The sequence below is a fragment of the Streptomyces beihaiensis genome (genome assembly GCF_026274175.1).
GTDB lineage: Bacteria > Actinomycetota > Actinomycetes > Streptomycetales > Streptomycetaceae > Streptomyces > Streptomyces beihaiensis.
Window position 1 is genome coordinate 1 of the sequence record NZ_JAPHNL010000023.1, and the last position, 19435, is coordinate 19435.

Sequence of the window (19435 nt, forward strand, 5' to 3'; positions counted from 1 at the left end):
CCCCCCCCCCCCCCCCCCCGCGACCAGCCCATGAGGGCGCGCACACGGGAGAAAGGAACAGGCCCCGCGGCGCGAAGCCGCAAAAGGCGGGGCCCGCGCGTGCCACCAGACGCACGGGCCCCGCCCCTACGTGGGTGCGCCGGGCCGCCCGAACCCGGCGCACCCGCAGCTGTCAGCCGTGGGCCGTCACTCCCCGGCCGGCAGCGCGCCCGGGCAGCGCGGTCGGCAGGTGCCCCACCGCCGCCGTGGCCCCGTACCACGCGAGCAGTCCGCCCACCGCGGCGATCCAGCCACCCGCCTTGGCGAGCCCCTGCGTGTCACCGAACGCGGCGACGGCGAGCAGCACGAACGCCACGAACATCGCCCCGTAGGTGCCGCGCACGAACGTGCCGGCCCCGGCGGAGCCGACCGTCAGGCTCAGCGCGAGCAGCGCGAACAGGAGCATGAACAGGCCCGCCGCGTTGGCGGAGACGGCCGCGCCGGAGCTGACGCCCCAGGTGAACCAGAAGGCGCCGAGAGCGGCGTAGGCCGCGCCGGTGAGCCCGCCCTCGCGCAGCGCGAAGAGGCCGGCGACGAACAAGGCGACCCCGCCCACATAGGTCGCGATCGACACGGCGTCGGCCGCCGTGACGCCGTGGATCACCTGAGTGTGACCGAGACCGAAGGCCAACAGGGTTATTCCTAGGGCGAGTTGCCCGAGAGTCGAGACGGACGCGGCGCTGGCCGTGCTTCCCGCGGAGACGTCGTTGTCCACAGCGGGCTCCCTTCGTGCGGGTCGAACTGGGACGATGCTGTTTGCCCAGCGACCGGTATGTACCCTTCACAAGGGCACAAACCACCTCTACGCGCGAGTAGATTTATGCCATCTCGCCCAGGACGGGGGCGAGTTACGGACGGACGTCAGGAAGCGCCGCCGCGAACGGCGTCACGGAATGACGACGACCGGGCGCTGCGCGCGCCGCGCGAGCCGCCCCGCGACCGAACCGAAGATCCGCCCGACGAGCCCGTGCGTGGAACCCACGACGATGGCGTCGGCGCAGTACTCGCGGCCGACCTCCTCCAGCTCGTGACAGATGTCGCCGCCTCGCTCGACGAGGATCCAGGGCACCTCGGTCAGATACTCGGCGCAGGCCAGTTCGAGGCCGAGCACCTCGGTGCGGTGGTCGGGGACGTCGACGAAGACCGGGGGTTCGCAGCCCGCCCACACGGTGGTCGGCAGCCGGTTGGCCACATGAACGATGATCAGACCGGAACCGGACCGATGGGCCATGCCGATCGCGTACGCCAGGGCCCGCTCGCTCGACGTCGAGCCGTCGAAGCCGACGACGACGCCGTGCTTGAAGGCGGGGTCACAGGCGTGACGGGGCTCTTCCGCCGCTCGGGGGGTCGTCGTCGGATCGGCGACCTGCCGCTTGCGGTCCGCGGGTTCGGGGAATTCGTGACCGGCCATGAGTGTCTCGGCGTGTACCTCGTGGGCCTCTGTATGAGGGGAATGACAACTGTTCGGCGGAGCGCGTGTCCGGGAATCATCTTCCCAACCCCCTACCCCAAGGGTACGGCGACACTCCTCCCCTGCCCAGACTCCGGCCCGCTGTCGGGCCCGTGCTCTCCCGTCGACGGGTCTTGCTCCGCGCGTTCAGGGGAGCATGCCCGAGGCCCCGCCCCTCTGGCAATGGTGGCTGCCCCGTACAGGCGGTTTGCGCACCCTTGTGGCCCCTTTGTCGCCTCTTGGGGGGCAGTCCGAGTGACCGGCGGCGACGCCCGCGCGTTGAACTTCCGAACCAAGCACCCAGGGAGTACGCAGTGTCCGTACGGACCTCACCCGCGTCGCACACCAGCACGACCCCTCACGCCCAGGACACGCCACCGGTCCGGACGGACCGCCGCACCGGCCGGCCCGGCAACCCCGGCGATCACCGGACGGGCCGCCGCACGGACCACCACACGGACCGCGAGGCGGACGGCAGGACGGACGGCACGAGCGACGTGGTGCGCTGGGCGGCGTTCAGCTGCGTCCTGGTACCCCTGGTCCTCGTCGGGTACGGCGGCTCGACCGCGGGCGCGATCGGCGCGGCCCTGGGGCTCGCCGCCGTGACCGCCGCGTGCCGAGTACTGCTGCGCCAGTCCGAACGCGGTGCCGCACGGTTGCGAAGTGAACCATGTTCCACGCACCGCGGCCGGCACGGCAGAAGCGGAACGGGGGCGCACCGCGGCGACCACCAGACGGCCCGGAGCGCGCCCGTGGACTGACGCGATTACGCGCACCACCCCGTAGATTTTCAGCCAACTTCACCTATGCCCCCCACCCTTGCCCGAGACCACCCTCAACCCCCCTCCCACCTGGGGCGAAAGGGGGGTGAAGGCCGCATCGGCCCCGCAGGGACCGGCCACCGGGTGAAGGCGTTCTTCCCAGCAACGCGCGCGAGTGCAACGCTTCGTGATCGAATGCTTCACGCCACGTTGTCATGTCGACAATGTGCCGGGTCCTTAACTGGTCACGGCGAGACCACGCGAAGCAGTAGATTCGATCATGACTGTCCGACGGCGGGGGACTCTGCAGGACCGAGGGGAAACGTGCAGGAGCGAACAGCCCGTCAAAGTTTTGAGGGAGCCGCGATCACCGAGGGGGGCTTAGCAGGATGAGCCACGACTCCACCACCGCGACGACCACCGCGCAGGAGGCGGCGGCTCGTAAGCTGTCAGGGCGCAGGCGGCGCGAGATCGTCGCGGTGCTGCTCTTCAGCGGCGGACCCATCTTCGAGAGTTCCATTCCGCTCTCCGTGTTCGGAATCGACCGCCAGGACGCGGGAGTTCCGCGCTACCGATTGCTGGTGTGCGCGGGCGAAGAGGGACCTCTGCGGACCACAGGGGGCCTGGAACTCACCACACCACAGGGGCTCGAGGCGATCTCGCGGGCCGGCACGGTCGTCGTGCCCGCCTGGCGTTCGATCACCGCGCCGCCCCCGGAAGAGGCACTCGACGCGATCCGTCGGGCGCACGAGGAGGGCGCGCGCATCGTCGGCCTGTGCACCGGCGCGTTCGTGCTCGCCGCGGCCGGCCTGCTCGACGGCCGGCCGGCGACCACGCACTGGATGTACGCGCCGACCCTGGCCAAGCGGTACCCGTCGGTCCATGTGGACCCGCGCGAGCTCTTCGTGGACGACGGCGACGTGCTGACCAGCGCCGGTACCGCGGCCGGGATCGATCTGTGCCTGCACATAGTGCGCTCGGACCACGGCAACGAGGCGGCGGGCGCGCTCGCCCGCCGTCTGGTGGTCCCTCCGCGCAGGACCGGCGGCCAGGAGCGCTATCTCGACAGGTCTTTACCTGAGGAGATCGGCTCCGACCCGCTGGCCGAGGTCGTCGCCTGGGCGCTGGAGCACCTCCACGAACAGTTCGACGTGGAGACGCTGGCCGCGCGCGCCTACATGAGCCGCCGCACGTTCGACCGGCGCTTCCGCTCGCTGACGGGGAGCGCTCCCTTGCAGTGGCTGATCACCCAGCGGGTGCTGCAGGCGCAGCGGCTCCTGGAGACGTCCGAGTACTCGGTGGACGAGGTGGCGGGCCGCTGCGGCTTCCGCTCCCCCGTCGCGCTGCGCGGGCACTTCCGGCGGCAGCTGGGCTCGTCCCCGGCCGCGTACCGGGCGGCGTACCGGGCGCGCAGGCCGCAGCAGGGCGAGGCGCCGGGGTCCGCGGCGGCCAAGCAGCCGCCGGAGAAGCCGCCGGTCGAGCCGGCCCCCGTGCCGGGTCCCGCGGAGCCGCTGGTGGCGCAGTCCGGACCGGGTCCGGTGCCGGCGCAGTCCCGGCGGGCCGCGGCCGCGGCGACCGCGCACGGGCCGGTGGCCACGTCCGTCGCCGCGGTCCCGGCGGGCCACCAGGGGCGCGCCCAGGCCTGAGCAGGCCGCGGGGGGGCCGTCCTCCCCGCCCGCACCGAGCCGTCCGGCGACTGCCCGCCGGACGGCTCGGGCCGTAGGGTTGGGCGCATGAACGATCGCATGGTGTGGATCGACTGCGAGATGACAGGGCTCTCGCTGGCGAACGACGCGCTCATCGAGGTGGCCGCCCTGGTCACGGACTCTGAGCTGAACGTACTCGGCGACGGCGTGGACATCGTGATCCGCCCGCCGGCCGAGGCCCTGGAGACGATGCCGGACGTGGTGCGCGCGATGCACACCGCGTCGGGCCTGCTCGACGAGCTCGCGGGCGGCACGACGCTCGCCGACGCGGAGGACCAGGTCCTCTCGTACGTACGTGAGCACGTCAAGGAACCGGGCAAGGCCCCGCTGTGCGGGAACTCCGTGGGCACCGACCGCGGATTCCTGCTGCGCGACATGCCGACCCTGGAGGACTACCTCCACTACCGGATCGTCGATGTGTCCTCGGTCAAGGAGCTGGCGCGCCGCTGGTACCCGAGGGCGTACTTCAACAGTCCGGAGAAGAACGGCAACCACCGCGCGCTCGCCGACATCCGCGAGTCCATCGCGGAGCTGCGCTACTACCGCGAGGCGATCTTCGTACCGCAGCCGGGACCGGACTCGGAGACGGCGAGGACGATCGCCGCGAAGCACGTCCTGCCTGCGGAAGCCTCGGAACCCGCGGAATAGGCCCCATCGGAAAGGGGTGCGCGAGCACCCCTTCGGACCCTGTACACTTTTTCTCGGCCGGTCGGGAGAACACACCGAACGACCGGGCATGGTGGGTGTAGCTCAGTTGGTAGAGCACCTGGTTGTGGTCCAGGTGGCCGCGGGTTCAAGTCCCGTCACTCACCCTGAAGGGCGAAGGCCCCGACTCGGAAACGAGTCGGGGCCTTCGTCGTACCGTCTCGCACCACCCCATCCGGCCATTCCCCTCATACATGTGGCGAAATTGTGAAGCCGGTGTTCCGAAGCGCGTGGCCTCCTTGGCATACTCACCGCCCCGACGCGGCGCTCCGCCGTCCGCACTCACGCCGAAGGACCGCCCGTGCGCATACGCACCCTGATACCGGCCGCACTCGCCGCGGCCGCGCTCCTCCTGACCGGCTGCAAGGCCGACAACACCGCTCACCCCGACGCCGGCGCCACCCCCTCCGCCTCGCGGACGAGCGCCTCCACCGCGCCGAGCCCCACCCCGACGCCGACCGCGAGCAAGGCGACCGCGTCCCCCACACCCACCGTCACGGTCTCGCTGCGCTCCTACGCAGGCGAGCCGGTCGGCGACGCCGTCGCCGCCGCCCGGCACCACGGCCTCACCTACTCCGTGCGGCTCGCCGACGCCTCGGCCACGGTCACCTCGCCGGGCGCCAAGGCGTCCTCGTACGCGAAGAGCGAGAAGGTCTGCCGCCAGCTCCTGGACAAGGACGGGCTGAACCCCGACTTCGACGTGGCGTTCCTCATCGCCCGGGACGGGCACGACTGCGCGGGCAAGCCGCTCCCGAAGCCCACCCCGACCCACACCTCGCGGCCCACGTCCCGGACCACGTCCTCCACCAGCACCGGCTCGAGCGGCGGCTCCCACACCTCGTGCGGCCCGATCCTGTCCGGCTCGGGCAACTGCTACGACGCGGGCCAGTACTGCCGCAAGTCCGACGTGGGCAGCTCCACGCGCGCCGCCAACGGCCGGATCATCCACTGCCGTTACATCAGCACGGACAGCCGGATGCCGCACTGGCAGTACTGACCGTCCGGCCACGCCCTAGGCGCGCCGCCACCCACCGGTCGCCACGTCACCCGGGGAGAACCACACCGAGCATCGCGCGCAGTGGACCCGGTCCGCCCGGCTCGCCCGGCTCGTCCGCCGGGCGAGCCCCCGCGCACCCGACACCGCCATGGTCCCGGCCGCGGCCAGCAGCACCGACGCGGCCGGGACCGAACCGCGTACGGCGGCGTGCGTGCCCAGCAGACCGCAGACCGCCGCCAGGACCCACGCCACGGCGCCGGGCCGGGGCACGAGCGCCCAGCGTTCCTCGAAGGCGGACAGCTCGTCGGGGTCCTCGCAGCGGGGGCAGGCCCCCGGACCCTCAAGAACGGCGCCGCCGTCCGGGTTTCGGCTGTCCCGGGTTCGGTCGTTTGTGGTCATGACGATCCCCGCACCACCAGCTCCGTGGGCAGCACCAGATGGCGGGGCGTGCCGCGGCGGACCGAGGAGCGTTTGCCGGCCGCGGCGTCCGCGATCTCGTCCAGGAGGAGTTCCGCCATGGCGCGGCCCATGTCGCGGGTGGGCTGGCGGACGCTGGTGAGGCCCGGCTCCATGTGGCGGGCGATGACCGAGTCGTCGAAGCCGACCAGGGAGACGTCCTGCGGGATGCGCCGGCCCGCCTCGCGCAGCACCTGGCGGGCGCCGGAGGCCATCAGGTCCGAGCAGGCGAAGACGGCGTCGAGGCCGGGGGCGCGCTCCAGGAGTTCGGCCATGCGGCGGCGGCCCATCTCCTCGGTGAAGTCCGCGTAGGCCACCAGTTTCTCGTCGTACGCGATCCCGTCCGCCGCCAGCTGGTCCACGTATCCGGCCGTACGGCGTTCGGCGCCGTACACGTTCTGCGGGCCCGCGATCAGCGCGATCGAGCGGCGGCCCCGGCTCACCAGGTGGGCCACGGCCGAGCGGGCCCCCTCGTAGTTGTCCGTGTCCACGGAGGGCAGCGGCTCGTCCGCCGAGCGGGGGCCGCTGATCACCGTCGGGATGTCCAGCTGGAGGAGCCGGTCGGCCAGCGGGTCGTCGGCGTGGACCGAGATCAGCAGCACGCCGTCCACCCGGTGCGCGGCCAGGTACGCGGTCAGGCGGTCCTGTTCGCGCTCGCCGCGCGCGAAGGTCAGCAGCAGCTGGAGGTTGGTGTCGGCGAGCGCCAGGCCGACACCGCCGACCATCCCGGAGAAGTACGGCTCCGAGAAGAACCGGGACTCGGCCTCCGGGACGATCACCGCGATGGAGTCGCTGCGGTTGGCCGCGAGGGCGCGGGCAGCGGTGTTGGGCACGTAGCCGAGCTCGGCCACGGCCTCCTCCACGGCGGCCCGGGTCTGCTCGCTGACCCGCGGCGATCCGTTGATGACCCGGGAGACCGTGCCGCGCCCGACACCGGCCCGCGCCGCCACCTCCTCAAGGGTCGGGCGTCTGCCGTGTGTGCCGTGAGCCGTCATGACTCCTACCTCCCCAGGTCTCAGGCGGAATCTAACAGCCCGATAAACGCACCCACGTGACGGCGTCCGGTGTCTTGACACCCCCGGGCCGAGGGGCGAACCTTCAACACATCACTTATGGGAGCGCTCCCACCCTACTTCTCGTGTACACAAGCCGCACGTACAGAAGCCGCACGTACAGAGGCCGCGCGTACAGAGGCCGCACAATCGGCACCAGCCGGAACCCGCAGCACGGAGTACCTGGAGTACCTGGAGGACGCACATGCGCACGACTGCCCGTACCCGCACCCGTAGATCCCGACGCGTGACGGCCCTCGCGGCCGTCGCCGCCCTGGCCACAGGGCTGCTCGCCGGGTGCGCCAGCGATGACAACAGTGGCTCCGGCGGAAGCGGCGGTGGCGGCGGCGGGAAGACCACGCTGACCGTCGGCACCTTCGGCACGTTCGGCTACAAGCAGGCCGGACTCTACGACGAGTACATGAAGCTCCACCCGGACATCACCATCAAGGAGAACGTCACCACCCGCACCGACGTCTACTGGCCGAAGACGGTCACCCGCCTGCAGGCCGGTTCCGGCACCGACGACGTGCAGGCCATCGAGGTCGGCAACATCACGGACGCCGTGCAGACGCAGGGCGACAAGTTCGTCGACCTGGGCAAGTACGTCGACAAGTCGCAGTGGCTGGACTGGAAGCTCGCCCAGGCCACCACGAAGGACGGCCGCCTCATAGGGCTCGGCACCGACATCGGGCCGATGGCGATCTGCTACCGCAAGGACCTCTTCAAGAAGGCCGGACTGCCCACCGACCGCGACCAGTTGGCGAACATGTGGAAGGGCAGCTGGAGCAAGTACGTCGACGTCGGCAAGGACTACATGAAGCACGCCCCCAAGGGCACCAAGTTCGTGGACTCCGCCTCCTCCGTCTACAACGCGGCCATCGGCGGTGAGTCGACCGCGTACTACGACAAGGACGGCAAGGTCGTCTGGGACAAGTCGCCGGGCGTCAAGCGCGCCTGGAACGCCGCCATGGAGGTGGCGACCAGTGACATGTCGGCCAAGCTGAAGCAGTTCGACAAGCCGTGGGACCAGGGCTTCGCCAACGCCAAGTTCGCCTCGATCGCCTGCCCGGCGTGGATGATCGGCTACATCGAGCAGAAGTCGGGCGACTCCGGCAAGGGCAACTGGGACGTGGCGGCCGCGCCGACCGCGTCCAACTGGGGCGGCTCGTTCATCGGCGTGCCGAAGGCGAGCAAGCACCGGAAGGAGGCCATCGCCCTGGCGAAGTGGCTGACCGCGCCCGCCCAGCAGGAGAAGGTCTTCGCCAAGCAGGCCAGCTTCCCCTCGACCCCGGCGGCCTACCCGAAGCTGAAGCCCGCCGCGGCGACCACCGCGTACTTCTCCGGCGCCCCGCTGACCCAGATCTTCTCCGCCTCGGCCAAGACGATCCCGTCGCAGTACCACGGCGCCAAGGACCAGCCGATCGGCAGCGCCATCACCGACGTCGGCATCCTCCAGGTCGAGCAGAAGGGCAAGTCGCCCGCGCAGGGCTGGGACGCCGCGTCCAAGGAGATCAAGGACGTGCTCGGCCAGTGAGCAGTCCGACCGCCTCCACCGCCTCCACCACCTCCGACGAGGCACCCACACGGCGCGCGTCACGTACCTCGCGTACGTCGCGCGCGCCGCGTGCGCCGCGCCGGGGCGACGGCTCGTGGCGCAGCCGCCTGTACCGCTGGGACACGAAGGCGTCGCCGTACGCCTTCATCGCGCCCTTCTTCCTGATCTTCGGCGCGTTCTCCCTGGTGCCGCTGCTCTACACCGCCTGGTACTCGCTGCACCACGTGCAGCTGTCGTCCCTGTCCACCCAGACCTGGGCGGGCCTGGACAACTACCGGAACCTGTTCTCGTCGGACTTCTTCTGGAACGCCCTGAAGAACACGTTCACCATCGGAGTGCTCTCCACGGTGCCGCAGCTGGCGGCCGCGCTCTGGCTCGCGCACATGCTCAACTACCGGTTGCGCGGGTCGACGATCTGGCGCGTGGTGATGCTCACCCCGTACGCCACGTCGGCCGCCGCGGCGACGCTCGTCTTCGTGCTGCTGTTCTCGCCGGACACCGGGATGGCCAACTGGCTGCTGCACCAGGTGGGCATCGGCGCCGTCAACTGGCGTGAGTCCAACTGGGGTTCACAGCTGGCCGTGTCGTCCATCGTGATCTGGCGCTGGACCGGCTACAACGCGCTGATCTACCTCGCCGCGATGCAGGCCGTCCCGGCGGACCTGTACGAGTCGGCGGCGCTCGACGGCGCCGGCCGCTGGCAGCAGTTCCGGCACGTGACGATCCCGATGCTGCGGCCGACGATCCTGTTCACCGTCATCGTCTCCACCATCGGCGCGACCCAGCTGTTCGCCGAGCCGCTGCTGTTCGGCGGGGTCAGCGGCGCCAAGGGCGGTTCCGAGCACCAGTACCAGACGCTCGGTCTGTACATGTACGACCAGGGCTGGACGATCGGCAACCTCGGCAAGGCGTCCGCCATCGCCTGGTCGATGTTCCTGATCCTGCTGGTGATCGCCGCGATCAATCTGCTCGTCTCCCGATGGCTGAGGAAGTCTTCTCAATGACCACCACTGATGTGACCCTTCCTCGGGGGCCGCAGCGGCAACGCCGCCGTGTGATGGGCGCGGGCAAGCAGTTGCACGCGGGGCCCGTCACGTACACCGCCCTCGTGCTGTTCGCACTCGTCTCGCTCGCGCCGCTGGTGTGGACGGCCGTCGCCGCCTCCCGTACCAACACGCGGCTCGCGCAGACCCCGCCGCCCCTCTGGTTCGGCGGGAACCTGTTCAAGAACCTGGGGACCGCCTGGGACCAGGCGGGCATGGGCACCGCGATGCTCAACTCGATCGTCGTGGCGTCGACGATCACCGCGGGTACGGTGCTCTTCTCCACGCTCGCCGGATTCGCCTTCGCCAAGCTGCGGTTCCGGTTCTCGTCACTGCTGCTGTTGCTGACGATCGGCACGATGATGGTGCCGCCGCAGCTGGCCGTCGTACCGCTGTACCTGTGGATGACGGACCTGGGCTGGGCCAACCACCTCCAGACCGTCATCCTGCCCACGCTGGTCAGCGCGTTCGGCACGTTCTTCATGCGGCAGTACCTGGTCCAGGCGCTGCCGACCGAGCTGATCGAGGCCGCGCGGATGGACGGCGCGAGCAGTCTGCGCGTGGTGTGGCACGTCGTGTTTCCCGCGGCCCGGCCCGCGATGGCCGTGCTCGGCCTGCTGACGTTCGTGATGGCCTGGAACGACTTCCTGTGGCCGATCATCGCGCTCAACTCGCAGAATCCCACGGTTCAGGTCGCCCTGAACGAGCTGGGAACCGGCTACATCCCCGACGACTCCGTGATCATGGCGGGGGCGCTGCTGGGGACGCTGCCGCTGCTCGTGGCCTTCTTGTTGTTCGGCAAGCAGATCGTGGGCGGGATCATGCAAGGGGCCGTGAAGGGGTGACCGTGCCTCCGGTGACCGGCCGGACCAGGCATCCGCCGAGTTCTGTGCGTCGTCCTCTCCTCGTCCTCCGTCGGCCGGTGGCCGCTTCCTTCGCCCGCGCCGCGCGGCCGCGTACCGACGACACGGCCGCGCGCCCCTGAGAAGCCGCCCGTCCGCACCCTCCACCCATCCATGGGAGCGCTCCTATGACTACCACCAATCACTCCTCCCCCTCCCCCTCTTCTCGCACCGACGCCTCCGCCCCTGTCCGGTTTCCCGCCGGGTTTATGTGGGGCGCCGCCACCGCCTCGTACCAGATCGAGGGGGCCGTCACCGAGGACGGGCGGACCCCGTCCATCTGGGACACCTTCAGCCATACGCCCGGCAAGGTCCTCGACGGGGACACCGGTGACGTCGCCGTCGACCACTACCACCGATGGCGTGACGACGTGCGGCTCATGGCCGACCTCGGGCTCACCGCCTACCGGTTCTCCGTGGCGTGGCCGCGCGTGCAGCCCACCGGGCGCGGGCCGGCCGTGCAGCGCGGGCTCGACTTCTACCGGCGTCTGGTCGACGAACTCCTGACGCACGGCATCACGCCCATGGCGACGCTCTACCACTGGGACCTGCCGCAGGAGCTGGAGAGCGCGGGCGGCTGGCCGGAGCGGGACACCGCGCACCGGTTCGCCGAGTACGCGGCGCTGGTCGGCGGTGCGCTCGGCGACCGGGTGCACAACTGGGTGACGCTCAACGAACCCTGGTGCAGCGCCTTTCTGGGCTACGGCTCGGGCGTGCACGCGCCGGGCCGCACCGACCCGGTCGCCGCGCTGCGCGCCGCGCACCACCTCAACCTCGGTCACGGCCTCGCCGTGCGGGCGCTGCGCGAGACGGTGCCGGCCCGCGCGAACATCGGCATCAGCCTCAACCCGAGCGTGGTCAGGCCGCTCACCGAGGACCCGGCCGACCTGGACGCCCGGCGCCGCATCGACGCGCTCGCCAACCGCGTCTTCACCGGCCCGCTGCTCGGCGGCGCCTACCCGGAGGACCTGCTCGCCGACACGGCCGGCGTGACCGACTGGTCCTTCGTCCGGGACGGGGACACCGCCACCGCCCACCAGCCGCTCGACTTCATCGGGATCAACTACTACACGCCCGCGGTGGTCTCCGCCCCGCGCGACGGCGGCACGGGGCCCCGGCTCGACGGGCACGGTGCCAGCGACCACTCCCCCTGGCCTGGCTCGGAGCGCGTCGCCTTCCACCACGCGCCAGGTGAACTCACCGCCATGAACTGGCCGGTGGACCCGACCGGCCTGACCGACCTGCTGCTCGACTACACGGCCCAGGCACCGGGCGTGCCGCTGTACGTGACGGAGAACGGTGCCGCGTTCGAGGACACGGTCGACGCGGAGGGGCGGGTCCACGACCCGGACCGCATCCGCTACCTGCACGCCCATCTCGCCGCCGTGCACGACGCCGTGGCGCGCGGCGCGGACGTACGCGGGTACTTCCTGTGGTCGCTGCTCGACAACTTCGAGTGGGCGTACGGGTACAGCAAGCGGTTCGGCGCGGTGTACGTCGACTACGAGACGCAGGCGCGCATCCCGAAGTCGAGCGCGGCCTGGTACAGCGGGGTCGCCCGGACGGGCGAGCTGCCCGGGTGACCCGCCGGCCCCGGCCGCATGGGGGGCGGCCGGGGCCGTGTTGCGTGCGACGGCCCGCCGCGGGCTACCGGAAGGCCGCGAACGCCTTCTGGAAGGCGTTCGCCGGCTGCTCGATCGAACTGCACGTCGGCTGCGCCCAGTTCGAGGCACCGCCCGCGCACTGCTTGTCGCGGTTGGCCGACCACATCGACAGGCCGCCGAGGCCCTTGGCCTGGGCGAACTTCACCAGCTGCGTGGCGTCGGCGACCTTGAAGGTCTCGGCCGAGACGTCGTTGACGCCGATCATCGGGGTGATGCCCACGGCCTTCCAGGCTGCCGTGTCCGACAGGCCGAGCGCGCTCTTGAGCTGCCCGTGCGTGGCGGTGGCGGCCTGCTCGGCGTAGTCGCCCATGTCGCCGTCGTAGGAGGCGCCGTAGTCCATCGCCATGACGTTGACGAGGTCGGTCCTGACGCCGTTGGACTTGGCGTTCTTCAGGAAGTTCACGCCGTCGGAGGTCAGGCCCTCCGGCATGACGGGCAGCGTGAACGACACGTTCAGCCTCGGGTTGTTCTTCTGCAGCGTCGCGATGGCCTTGGCGCGCTTGGTGTTGGCGGCCGTGTCCGGCAGGGCGCCGCCCTCGATGTCGAAGTCGACCTTGGTGAGGCGGTACTGGTCGATGACCTTCTGGTAGGCCGCCGCCAGGTCGCTCGCCGAGGAGCATGCCTCGCCCAGTTCGGTGCCGGAGGCGCCGCCGAAGGAGACGCGGACGTCGCCGCCCGCCGCGCGCAGGTCGCCGATCTGCGCGGCGACCTTGTCGCTGCCCAGGTCGGTGACGCCGCCCCACTTCGGGGTGCAGCCGCCGCCGGAGGTGATGAAGGCGAGGTTGTACTCCTTGACGCCGGTCGCCCTGGCCGATGAGACCAGGTCGAAGGACGGGTACAGCGACGTGTCGACGTACGGGGCGAACCCGGCGGCCGACGTCGTGCCGGACCCTGATCCGGAGCCGGTGGACGCGGACGTCGACGGGCTCGCCGTCGCGGACCTGGTCGGCGCGGCCGACGTGGAGGCGGACGCGGACGCGGACGCGGAGGCTGTCGGGGAGGCCGTCGGGGCGGAGGTCGCGCTCGCGGTCGGGCGGCCGGACGGCTCCGGCGTCGAGCCGTCGTCGACCGAGCACTTGGCGCCGTCGATGGTGCAGGACGTCGGGGAGCCGTCGCCGGAGACCACGAAGCCGACGGTCAGCGAGGCGCCCGCGGCGATGCTCTTCGCCCAGGAGGGCGGCTTCACGGTGACCTGCTGCCCGGAGACCGTCGACTCGCCGTTCCACAGCGAGCTGAGCCTCGCGCCCCGCGGCAGGTCGAAGGTGAGCGTCCAGCCGGACTTGGCCCGGTCCGTGTCGTTCTTGATCTCGTACTGGCCGGTGTACCCGCCGGACCAGCTGCTGGTCCTGCTGAACGTGGCGCCCACCGAGGCCGCGGACGCGTTCGAGGCGAACAGGAAGGCGCCGCCGCCCACGACGGCCGCCGCGACCACACCGCCTATCGCCTTGTTCCTGCCGCTGACCCTGCGCCGGTGCGTGCTGCTCATCGCGTGCCTGCCTTAGCTGTACGGGGGTTGGGGTGCGGCAGCACGCTAGCGAGCCGGAACCCGTCAAATCGGGCAACCGGGAAGGCGGTTGCGGATCTTAGGGCTGGCTTAAGGAAGGGATCGGGACCGGTTAAAGGACGGGGCGAGACCTCTGCGTTCCCGTCCGCGATGTCCGTTTCCGCTCCGCCCCCTGCCGCGTCCGCGGCCCCGGCCGCGCCGCGCCTGACCGGCGCCGTGCCCGTCGAGCTGCAGCCAGACGCGGACCTCGGTGCCGCCGAGGACGGACGCGCCGATCCGTACGTCGCCGCCGGTCGACTCGGCGAGGCGCCGCACGATGTCCAGGCCGAGACCGGTCGAGCCGACGGTTTCGCCGCCGACGGTGCCCGTGCCCTTGCCTCCACCGCGGGCCATGGCGGCGGCCGGGTCGGCGATGCCGGGCCCCGCGTCCGAGACCAGCACGATCACCGCGTCCTCTCCGCTGTGCACGTCGACCGCGAAGGCGGTGCCCTCCGGGGTGTGCCGGAACACGTTGCCGAGGAGGGCGTCGAGCGCGGCCACGAGTTCGCCGCGCACCACGGGGATGCGGACCGGGCGGTCGACCCCGGCCACGCTCACCTTGCGGCCCTCGTCCTCGGCGAGCGCCGACCAGAACGCCATCCGGTCGCGGATCACCTCGGCGGCGTCGCAGCCGGAGCCGGGCCCGGCCGGTGCGGTCTGCGGTTTCGCCTCGCGGGCGGTGCGGATGATGGTGTCGACCTCCCGCTCCAGCTGCTCGACCGCGGCCCGGGTCTGGTCGGCTGCGGGCCCGTCGCCCAGCGAGGCCGCGTTGAGGCGGAGCACGGTCAGCGGGGTGCGCAGCCGGTGCGAGAGGTCGGCGGCCAGCTCCCGCTCGTTGGCGAGCAGCTGCACGACCTGGTCGGCCATCGCGTTGAACGCGGCGGCGGCGAGCCGCAGTTCGCTCGGCCCGTCCTCCTTCACGCGCGCCCCGAGCTTGCCCTCGCCGAGATCGTGCGCGGCCCCGGCGAGCCGCGCGGCGGGCCGCACCATCCGCACGCCGAGCCGGTCGGCGACCGCGACGGAGCCGATGATCAGCGCGATCCCGACGCCGCCGAGCACGACCCAGGCGGTGGCCACACCGTTGGTGACCTCGGCCTCGGGCACGTACACGCCGACGACGGCGATCTTCCCGGTGCTCACGGCGATCGGCTGCAACCAGACCGAGCCGCCCGGCACGTCCTGCACGGTGGCGCGGGTGATGTGGGTGAGCTTGTCGTCGGGTACGCGCTGCTTGCCCAGGCGGATGGCCGGGTTGCCGCCGGCGGCCGGTACGTACACGGACATCCGGTCGCCGTCGCCGGTCTGCGCGGTGGCCAGGGCGCGGGCGAGCTGGTCGCGGTCGGAGGTGATGGAGAGCGTGGGGCCGATGGCGGCCGCGGTCCGCTCGGCGTTGGAGAACGCCCGGTCGCGCGCCATCTCCTTGATGACCAGGCCGAGCGGCACGGCGAACGCCACGACCACCATGACCGTCACGGCCAGGCAGACCTTGACCAGCGCCCATCTCATGCGTACGGCCCTGGGTGCGGCGGCTGTGGCTGTGGGGGTCGGGCGCGTGGGGGTTCGGTGTGCGGGGGTTCGGTGTGCGGGGGTTCGAGCTTCACGCCGACGCCGCGCAGGGTGTGCAGATAGCGCGGCCGGGCCGCCGTCTCACCGAGCTTGCGGCGCAGCCACGACAGGTGGACGTCGATGGTCTGGTCGTCCCCGTACGACTGCTGCCACACCTCGGCGAGCAGCTCCTTGCGGGCCACGACCACGCCGGGCCGCCCGGCGAGGAAGGCGAGCAGGTCGAACTCGCGGCGGGTCAGGTCGAGCGGCGCCCCGTCGAGTTCGGCCTGGCGGCGCAGCGGGTCGACGGTCAGGCCGCCGACCTGGATCAGCCGGGAGGGCGGTTCGGCGGTGGCGCTGCCGCGGGCGCGGCGCAGCACGGCGGCCATCCGGGCGGTGAGGTGCTCGGGCGAGAACGGCTTGGTGAGGTAGTCGTCGGCGCCGTCGTTGAGGAGCCGGACGATCTCGGCCTCGTCGTCGCGTGCGGTGGCGATGATCACGGGTACGTCGGTGATGCCGCGCAGCATCTTCAGCGCCTCGGCCCCGTCCAGATCGGGTAGACCGAGATCGAGAATCACCACGTCGAACCGGAAATGAGCGACCTCGCGCAGCGCCTCAAGGGCGGTGCCGACACTGCGCACGGTGTGTGCGGCGTCGGTCAGATGCCGGATGAGGGCGGAGCGCACGAACTGGTCGTCCTCGACCACGAGCACACTTGCCATGGGCGGCACCGTACGCCATTCGGGCGACACCGGGCCGGGTCCGGGTGACGGCCCGGCCCCTGCTCCGGACGGCTTTCGGCCGCACGGGACAGTAGCGGCGCGTGTGGTGCAGTATGGCCCGCGATGCACCCGACGCCTTCCGACGAACCCCGGCCCCGCAAGCCCGAACGCAAGCCCCTGCGCAGTCTCCGCCCGCCGGCCCGGAGCCTGGCCGCGGCGGGCGCGTGGCTGCTGGCCACGGGGGCCGCGGTGACCCTGTCGTGGTGGGGCGTGCACACGGTGATGGCGGGCACGGCGTACGACCCGCCGAGGGCCCTGCCGGTCTCGACGGACACCGGCGACGGCGACGCGCACGGGAACGGCGACGGGCACACGGACGACTCGCACGACGGCCCGGCGTCACCCATCGCCTCCTCCACGCACCGCCCGGCCCCGTCCTCGCCCGCGCACCCGTCGGACGGCACCGGCCCGTCGCACACGGCGTCGACGTCGCCCCCGCCCACCAGGCCACCGTCGGGAGCGGCGGCGTCCGGCACCTCGTCCGGCACCGTGAAGAGCTACCCGACCCGAGGCGGCCGGGTGGTCTTCGACATCGGCGGCACATCGGCGAAACTCGTCTCGGCGACACCGGCCTCCGGCTGGTCGGTGCAGGTGTGGAAGCAGCCGACGTGGATCCGGGTGGAGTTCGCCTCGGGCCAGGAGAGGGTGTCGGTGTTCTGCACGTGGCACGACCACAAGCCGACGGTGCAGATCGACCAGTACTGAGCGTCGCCCGGTGCCGTCGCCCCGTACCGTCGCCCCGCACTAGCGGAACACCGAAGCCGGTGGCGCGGGCGACGCCTTGGCCGCGGCGTCGGTGACCGGCACCGCTCCCCCGGCGAAGTCGGTCAGTTCGCGCCCGTGCAGTACCCGCCCGGGGTGCGGGTCCCCCGCCGCCCGCCGGGTGAGATCGGCCACGGGCAGGGGGTGGGCGGAGGCCACAAGGACCGCGTTGCCGAACCGTTTGCCGCGCAGCACCGCCGGGTCGGCGGCGAGGGCGAGTTCGGGGAAGACGGCCGCGGCGGTGGCGATCTGGGCGCGCAGGTGGGCGAGCGGTGGGCCGTCGGCGAGGTTCGCCACGTACGTCCCGCCCACCCGCAGCACCCGCCGCACCTCCCCCAGGAACTCCGTACTGGTCAGGTGGGCCGGGGTGCGGGCCCCGCCGAAGACGTCCGCCACGAGCAGGTCGGCCCGGTCGTCCGGGAGCCGCCCGAGCCCCTCGCGGGCATCGGCGGTACGGACCCTGATGCGGGCCGCCGGGTCGAGCGGCAGCGTGGCCCGCACGAGCTGGATGAGCGGGGCGTCGCGCTCCACGACCTGCTGGGTGGAGCGGGGCCGGGTCGCGGCGACGTAGCGGGCGAGGGTGAAGGCGCCGCCGCCGAGATGCACGGCGTGCACGGGCCGTCCGGGCTCGGCGGCGAGGTCGATGGCGTGGCCGATGCGGCGCTGGTACTCGAAGGAGAGGTACGTGGGGTCGTCGAGGTCGACGTGCGACTGCGGGGCGCCGTCGAGGTAGAGGGTCCACGCGGCGGGCCGGTCGCGGTCGGGTATCAGCTCGGCGAGGCCGCCGTCGACGGTCTCGACGACCGGCTCGCGGGCCGCCCGGCCGCGCCCGCCCCCGCCGCTGCCGCCCGTGCGGCTCTGCTTCTCGTTCGTGTGTGACCCGCGTGACCCGCGTGACCTTGCCATTCGCCCATTATCCGGGGCGGAGCGGCGATCGGCTCAGCGGCAGTTGTCGGCGGCCTCGATCAGCCGGGCGGCCTCGTCGAGCGCTGCGCGCAGCACGGCCGGGTCGGTGACGAGCGTGGCGTCGTCGGGGTCGGCGCCGGGCTCCGGCGGCAGCAGCCAGTCGGTGCCGGCCGACGGGGGCTCGGGCGCTCGCTCGGTCTGCGTACAGGCGCTGCCGGGCACGTCCCAGCCGTCGGCGGTGCCGGGCGGGACGAGGAAGCCGAGGGTGTCGCCGCCGCCGTCGTGGAACACGGGGCCGACCGTCTCCGCGTCGCCGCGGCGCAGGATGTCGACCGCTTCCAGGCCCTGCCGGGCCGGCACGGTGACCAGGTCGCAGGTGGGAAGTGCCGCCATGGGACCTCTCCTCAGGAGATGGGGTTTCGCCGCATGGTTCAACGCGCGTGTCTGTCAACAGCTACGGCGGTACTCCGCCGCAAAGGATGGCAGTTCATGGCAGATCGTGGGTGAGATATCCGGTTTGTAGCCAAACATCGTGTGGCGGGTCCGTGACAGCCGGTACCTTCGAGCCTCGCCGGGACAAGGGTGTCGCACGGACGCCGAACGATACGGTGGCGCTTGCCCCTCGGTTGCTCGGGTCCTTCGATCCCTTGACGTCCGGCACGGTTCGCACGAGAGGACCCGCCATGACGTCGTCGCCGAATCTTCCCGACACCGCGGCGCCGCAGTCCCCACGGCCCAATCTCGCCTTCCGGCGGCTGCGCGGACAGCGCTCGCCCGGCGAGTTCGCGGCCGCGGTGCGGCGCGCCGCGCGGGAGATCGGCGAGCGGGTGAGCTGCGACGCACGCTACGTCGGGCGCGTGGAGGCGGGCGAGATCCGCTGCCCCAACTACGCCTACGAGCGGGTGTTCCTGCACATGTTCCCCGGCCGGACCCTCACGGACCTGGGCTTCGCGCCTCGTTCGTCCGTGCGCGGCCGGGGCGCGCGCCCACCTCTGGACGCCCCCACCGAACACGAACACACGTACCAAGAGGAGAGCGACGTGCGGCGTCGCGCATTCATGACCGGCATGACCGGATCGACGGCCACGGTGGCCGTCGCCGCCCTCGCGCCCTTCGGCGCGCCGCCCGTCACGGCAGCCCCCGGCGCCGCGCCACCGGCGTCCCCCCTCGACCGGCATCCGGCGCGGGCCGGGATCGGCGCCGTGGAGGAGGCGATCCGGCGGATCCGGCTGCTCGACGACCGGCACGGCGGGGACGGCCTGTACCGGCGGGCCGCGGCGCCGCTGCGCACCGCGTTCGAGCTGCTCGACACGGGCGCGGCGCAGCGCGAGGCCGCCGATCGGCTTCTGGCGGGCGCTGGCGAACTGGCCATCTCGGTGGGCTGGCTGGCGCACGACTCGGGCCGCTTCGAAGACGCGCGCTCGCATTACGCGGAGGCGCTCGCCACCGCGCGGATGGCGGGCGATCCGGCCCTGGAGGCGCACGCGTTCTGCAACGCGGCGTTCCTCGCGCGTGACGCGGGCCGCCCGCGCGAGGCGGTGCGGGCGGCGCAGGCGGCGACGCG

Annotated in this window: 18 protein-coding genes, 1 tRNA gene and 1 pseudogene; 11 read left to right on the forward strand and 9 right to left on the reverse strand. The window is 72.1% G+C overall.

The genetic code is table 11. The features are described 5' to 3' along the window. Positions 1 to 172: 172 nt before the first annotated feature. A complete protein-coding gene (locus OFY01_RS03465) occupies positions 173 to 754 on the reverse strand; it encodes a GPR1/FUN34/YaaH family transporter (RefSeq protein ID WP_266596169.1) in 582 nt (193 codons plus the stop codon). 171 nt (positions 755 to 925) lie between these two features. Next, a complete protein-coding gene (locus tag OFY01_RS03470) occupies positions 926 to 1450 on the reverse strand; it encodes a universal stress protein (protein ID WP_266596171.1) in 525 nt (174 codons plus the stop codon). A 353-nt stretch (positions 1451 to 1803) separates the two neighbouring features. On the opposite strand from OFY01_RS03470, the gene OFY01_RS32500 reads away from it, so the two are divergent. From OFY01_RS32500 to OFY01_RS03495, 5 genes are all read left to right on the forward strand, one after another. Further along, positions 1804 to 2250, forward strand: coding sequence for a hypothetical protein (locus OFY01_RS32500; RefSeq protein ID WP_407700271.1), 447 nt, complete (start codon positions 1804 to 1806; stop codon positions 2248 to 2250). Positions 2251 to 2639: 389 nt separating this feature from the next. Continuing rightward, positions 2640 to 3896: a helix-turn-helix domain-containing protein gene (locus OFY01_RS03480; protein ID WP_266596173.1), complete on the forward strand. Its 1257-nt coding sequence runs from the start codon at positions 2640 to 2642 to the stop codon at positions 3894 to 3896. A gap of 87 nt (positions 3897 to 3983) precedes the next feature. Further along, entirely contained in the window at positions 3984 to 4604 is a 621-nt protein-coding gene (orn, locus tag OFY01_RS03485) for an oligoribonuclease (protein WP_266596175.1), read from the forward strand. Between the two features lie 91 nt (positions 4605 to 4695). Continuing rightward, a tRNA-His gene (locus tag OFY01_RS03490) sits at positions 4696 to 4768 on the forward strand. A gap of 194 nt (positions 4769 to 4962) precedes the next feature. Continuing rightward, the gene (locus OFY01_RS03495; protein WP_266596177.1) at positions 4963 to 5658 is read left to right on the forward strand and encodes a hypothetical protein; all 696 of its coding nucleotides are present in this window, start codon (positions 4963 to 4965) and stop codon (positions 5656 to 5658) included. A gap of 15 nt (positions 5659 to 5673) precedes the next feature. On the opposite strand, the gene OFY01_RS03500 is transcribed toward OFY01_RS03495, so the two are convergent. Continuing rightward, the gene (locus OFY01_RS03500; protein ID WP_266596179.1) at positions 5674 to 6057 is read right to left on the reverse strand and encodes a hypothetical protein; all 384 of its coding nucleotides are present in this window, start codon (positions 6055 to 6057) and stop codon (positions 5674 to 5676) included. Next, complete coding sequence (locus tag OFY01_RS03505; RefSeq protein ID WP_266596181.1) at positions 6054 to 7109, reverse strand: LacI family DNA-binding transcriptional regulator; 1056 nt, start codon at positions 7107 to 7109, stop codon at positions 6054 to 6056. The genes OFY01_RS03500 and OFY01_RS03505 overlap by 4 nt, the downstream gene beginning before the upstream one ends. Before the next feature lie 262 nt (positions 7110 to 7371). Here OFY01_RS03505 and OFY01_RS03510 point away from each other — a divergent pair, with 262 nt between their 5' ends. The 4 genes from OFY01_RS03510 to OFY01_RS03525 all read left to right on the forward strand — a co-directional run bounded on the left by OFY01_RS03510 (position 7372) and on the right by OFY01_RS03525 (position 12252). Next, positions 7372 to 8703: an ABC transporter substrate-binding protein gene (locus OFY01_RS03510; protein WP_266596183.1), complete on the forward strand. Its 1332-nt coding sequence runs from the start codon at positions 7372 to 7374 to the stop codon at positions 8701 to 8703. Between the two features lie 128 nt (positions 8704 to 8831). Beyond that, on the forward strand, positions 8832 to 9728 hold the full coding sequence (locus OFY01_RS03515) for a carbohydrate ABC transporter permease (RefSeq protein ID WP_266596196.1): 897 nt from the start codon (positions 8832 to 8834) through the stop codon (positions 9726 to 9728). Then, entirely contained in the window at positions 9725 to 10612 is an 888-nt protein-coding gene (locus OFY01_RS03520; RefSeq protein ID WP_266596185.1) for a carbohydrate ABC transporter permease, read from the forward strand. The genes OFY01_RS03515 and OFY01_RS03520 overlap by 4 nt, the downstream gene beginning before the upstream one ends. Positions 10613 to 10797: 185 nt before the next feature. After that, entirely contained in the window at positions 10798 to 12252 is a 1455-nt protein-coding gene (locus tag OFY01_RS03525) for a GH1 family beta-glucosidase (RefSeq protein ID WP_266596187.1), read from the forward strand. A gap of 64 nt (positions 12253 to 12316) precedes the next feature. Here the strand turns inward: OFY01_RS03525 and OFY01_RS03530 are convergent, their stop codons facing one another. The 3 genes from OFY01_RS03530 to OFY01_RS03540 all read right to left on the reverse strand — a co-directional run bounded on the left by OFY01_RS03530 (position 12317) and on the right by OFY01_RS03540 (position 16143). Beyond that, on the reverse strand, positions 12317 to 13819 hold the full coding sequence (locus tag OFY01_RS03530; RefSeq protein ID WP_266596188.1) for a glycoside hydrolase family 18 protein: 1503 nt from the start codon (positions 13817 to 13819) through the stop codon (positions 12317 to 12319). Positions 13820 to 13927: 108 nt separating this feature from the next. Beyond that, the gene (locus tag OFY01_RS03535) at positions 13928 to 15382 is read right to left on the reverse strand and encodes a sensor histidine kinase (RefSeq protein ID WP_266596189.1); all 1455 of its coding nucleotides are present in this window, start codon (positions 15380 to 15382) and stop codon (positions 13928 to 13930) included. Further along, entirely contained in the window at positions 15379 to 16143 is a 765-nt protein-coding gene (locus tag OFY01_RS03540) for a response regulator transcription factor (RefSeq protein ID WP_266596190.1), read from the reverse strand. Before OFY01_RS03540 ends, OFY01_RS03535 begins: the two co-directional genes overlap by 4 nt. A 123-nt stretch (positions 16144 to 16266) precedes the next feature. On the opposite strand from OFY01_RS03540, the gene OFY01_RS03545 reads away from it, so the two are divergent. After that, positions 16267 to 16908 carry a hypothetical protein gene (locus OFY01_RS03545; RefSeq protein ID WP_266596191.1) on the forward strand — a complete coding sequence of 214 codons (642 nt, stop codon included), beginning with the start codon at positions 16267 to 16269 and terminating at the stop codon, positions 16906 to 16908. 39 nt (positions 16909 to 16947) lie between these two features. On the opposite strand, the gene OFY01_RS03550 is transcribed toward OFY01_RS03545, so the two are convergent. Together OFY01_RS03550 and OFY01_RS03555 are read right to left on the reverse strand one after the other, a co-directional pair. Further along, positions 16948 to 17871 (reverse strand): spermidine synthase, encoded by a 924-nt coding sequence (locus OFY01_RS03550; RefSeq protein WP_266596192.1) that lies wholly within the window; start codon positions 17869 to 17871, stop codon positions 16948 to 16950. A 33-nt stretch (positions 17872 to 17904) separates the two neighbouring features. After that, positions 17905 to 18264, reverse strand: coding sequence for a hypothetical protein (locus tag OFY01_RS03555; protein WP_266596193.1), 360 nt, complete (start codon positions 18262 to 18264; stop codon positions 17905 to 17907). A 290-nt stretch (positions 18265 to 18554) separates the two neighbouring features. On the opposite strand from OFY01_RS03555, the pseudogene OFY01_RS03560 reads away from it, so the two are divergent. Then, positions 18555 to 19435, forward strand: a pseudogene (locus tag OFY01_RS03560) (tetratricopeptide repeat protein); the annotation flags it as partial.